Here is a 3304-nt window from a genome sequence, read left to right as displayed (position 1 = left end):
GGCGCCGGGATCCCGGTGGAGAAAATCAAGGCCAAGGCGCAAAGGCTGGGGCTGCTGTCAGAGCAGGCAACCGAAGACGAAGTATTCAACGTCCTCTTCCACCCCGGCTTTAGCAGCCGTGAGGTCAGCGAGGTGGACGACCTGGCCGGGCGGGGGGTTGGCTTGGATGTGGTGCGCCGCAACATCACCGATCTGCGCGGCAGCATCCAAGTGGATTCCGTGCGCGGCAAAGGCACCACTTTTACCATCCGCCTGCCGCTTACCTTAAGCATTTCCAAGGCGATGGTGTGTGTCAGCGACAAAGCCCTGATCGCCTTTCCTCTCGACGGTGTGGAGGAAATGCTGGATGTTCCCGTCGATGAGGTGCGGCCGGACGAGCAGGGGCGGCCCTCCATTCTCTGGCGGGATCAACGCCTTCCCTTCCAACCCCTCTCGAATCTGTTGTCCTACAGCCGCAGCCACAGCCGCAGCCGCTCCGAGGTCTACAGCGTTGCCCAGGATGAGGGCATCATCCCCATTGTTGTCCTCCAAAGTGCCGGCCAGTACCTTGCCCTGCAGGTGGACAGCTTTGTGGAAGAGCAGGAAATCGTGATCAAGCAATTGCGCGGGCCTGTGCCCAAACCACCTGGCATTTCTGGGGCAACGGTGCTGGGCAATGGTCGCGTGCTGCCCATTGCTGATGTCCTTGAACTGGTGGATATGGCCCAAGGCCGCCGTCGCGATCTCAGCCGCCTCTGGGCAGAGCGTCGCGCTGCGGAGCCACGTGTCGAGGAAACCCATCAAACCACGGTGCTCATTGTGGATGACTCGATTGCGGTGCGGGAGCTGCTCTCCATGTCCTTCCAAAAGGTGGGCTACCGGGTGGAGCAAGCCCGCGATGGACAGGACGCCTGGGAAAAGCTTCGCGGTGGCTTGCGCTGCGATCTCATCTTCTGCGACATCGAGATGCCGCGCATGGACGGCCTGGAGTTGCTCTCCCGCATACGGGCAGACAGCAACCTCAAGCATATTCCGGTAGCTATGCTTACCTCAAGGGGGGCAGAACGGCACCGGCAGACAGCCCGGGAGCTGGGAGCCACTGCCTACTTCACCAAGCCCTACTTGGAGGAAGAGTTGTTCAGCGCTGCCGCTCGCATGTTGCAAGGGGAGCAGTTGTTGACGCCTAGCCCCGCTCCCTGAGCCTTAGCGGGTGCCGTTCGCGCTAGTGGGTTGTAGGCCCTACGACCAGCAAAGGTATGGGGATCCCGGTATAGGCCGATATGCCTCACCCATGCTGAGTAGAGGGATCCCGTGATGGATGCCAGAATAACAGAAGTGCTTGATCCCCCGGTGTGTTGTCAAGGGGAGGAATCCGTGCAGATTCGCTTTGCTGTGGTGAGCGATCCCCACGTCACCCTTCCCTCCACCCTTTGGGATCACCCCAACCGGTTTCATTTGGTGGAGGTGAGCATCCCGGCTCTGGAACAAGTTTTGCAGCATCTGGTGCAGTTGCCTTTGGATTTTCTCCTTTTGCCGGGGGATCTGACCCAGCATGGGGAACCGGAAAACCACGCCTGGTTGGCGGAGCGCCTGGCCCGTTTACCTTTCCCAGCTTTTGTGGTGCCCGGCAACCACGATGTGCCCCAGCTTGAGGCATTGCCAGAGTTTCCCCGCTACTACCAAGCTTTTGGCTATGAGGACAGGCGGTCTTTGGATTACAGCCGCCTGTTGCAGCCAGGGATCCGTTTGATCGGCCTCAATTCCAACCACTTTGATGCTCAGGGCCAGTTGGTGGGGTGTCTAACTTCGGAACAACTGACCTGGCTGGAAAAGGAATTGGCAGCAGCCGAAGAGGAGCTGGTGCTGCTGATGGTGCACCACAACGTGGTCGAGCATCTGCGCGGGCAGTCCCTCCACCCCTGGGGCCGTCGCTACATGCTGGAGAATGCCTCTCAATTGCGGCGGCTGCTGCAAGCTTACGGGGTGCAACTGGTGTTCACCGGACATTTGCACATTCAGCACATCGCCCGGCGAGGGGGGGTTTACGACATTACCACCGGCTCTTTGGTCAGTTTTCCCCATCCCTACCGCCTTGTCGAGATCCGACTGGATCGCGAGACCGGGATCCACGTCCATATCCAAAGCTACCGGGTGGGATCCCTGCCCGGTTGGCCCGATTTGCAGGCGTTCTCGCGGGAGTGGATGGGTCAGCGCAGCGAACCGGTGGTGGTTAAGTTTTTAACCTCTGCGCCGCTGCATTTGCCCCTGGAGCAGGCCCAAGCCTTGGCCCCACAATTGCGCCACTTTTGGGCAGGGGTAGCTGCCGGGGATCCAGACCTCGCTTTTCCAGACTTCCCACAGCCGGCAGGTCGATTCCTGGAGCGATTTAGCCGTTGTTTTCGCTGCCCACCCGATAATCAGGCGCAGCTCCATTTGCTGCCTCGGGGTTTTTTTATTTCCTAGGAACCAGGGCAAAGAATGGCCTTTGCAGGATTTGGCAGTTGGCGAAGCGGTACCGTTTGTTCTTTCGGAAACATTCCTAGGGTTGGGATCCCTCGATGTGGGAGTAGGGCTCTAGGTGGATGGTGACCCGCACCGGCCCGTAGCGCTCCTGCAGCAGTTGCTCCACCGCTTCGGTGATGCGATGGGCCGACTCCACGTCCAGCGGCTCCACCACCATGTGCATTTCGATAAAGATCATCTGCCCTGGGATGCCGCGGGAGGTGATGTCGTGGCAGTCCAGAACTCCAGGCAGGCTGAGAACCAGCTCCCGCAAGGTTTTGGGGGGGATGGCCACCCGGTCGGTTAAAAAGGGAACGTTTTCCCGCAGCACTTCCCAGCCGCTCCAGAACACCAGCAGCCCCACCGGCACCGCCAGCACCTGATCCAGCCAGGGGATCCCCCAGTAGTGGATCCCGGCCAGTCCCAGCAGCACCGTCAGGGTTACCCAAACATCGCTGAGGGTATGGCGGGCATCGGCCAAGAGCAGCGAGCTGGACAAAGCCTTGCCCCAGGAACGTTCATAGAAGGCCACGAAGAGGTTGATCCCCAGCACACCCACCATTAGGGTTAGGGTCAGTCCATCGACCTGCAGCGGCGGCTGGGGCTCGAAAAACCGTCCCACCGCTGTGCTGAGGATCTCAAAGCTGGCCATCCCCAGAAAAGCGGCGATCCCCATGGCACCGATGGCCTCAAACTTGCTGTGGCCGTAGGGGTGCTCCTCATCCGGCTCTGGCGAGGAAAAGCGGGCCGCCAGCAGGGCAAGAATGTTGCTGGCGCTATCGGCGGAGCTGTGCAGGGCATCGGCCACCAAGCTCAGGGATCC

The 3304-nt window shown here is 60.4% G+C and carries 3 protein-coding genes; 2 read left to right on the top strand and 1 reads right to left on the bottom strand.

Annotated features, from left to right (window positions below):
• Together NW857_RS07950 and NW857_RS07945 are read left to right on the top strand one after the other, a co-directional pair.
• Nucleotides 1–1179: response regulator (locus NW857_RS07950; RefSeq protein WP_414368588.1), on the top strand; the 1179-nt coding region annotated here is incomplete at its 5' end.
• A 114-nt stretch (nt 1180–1293) separates the two neighbouring features.
• Nucleotides 1294–2442, top strand: coding sequence for a metallophosphoesterase family protein (locus NW857_RS07945; protein ID WP_414368586.1), 1149 nt, complete (start codon nt 1294–1296; stop codon nt 2440–2442).
• 76 nt (nt 2443–2518) lie between these two features.
• Here the strand turns inward: NW857_RS07945 and NW857_RS07940 are convergent.
• A partial coding sequence (locus NW857_RS07940) for a cation diffusion facilitator family transporter (RefSeq protein ID WP_414368584.1) occupies nt 2519–3304 on the bottom strand: 786 nt, incomplete at its 5' end.

The sequence above is a fragment of the Synechococcus sp. H55.9 genome (assembly GCF_047462355.1).
Lineage (GTDB): Bacteria > Cyanobacteriota > Cyanobacteriia > Thermostichales > Thermostichaceae > Thermostichus.
Note: the sequence above shows the minus strand (reverse complement) of the source record. Positions and strands in the feature narration are given on the sequence as shown.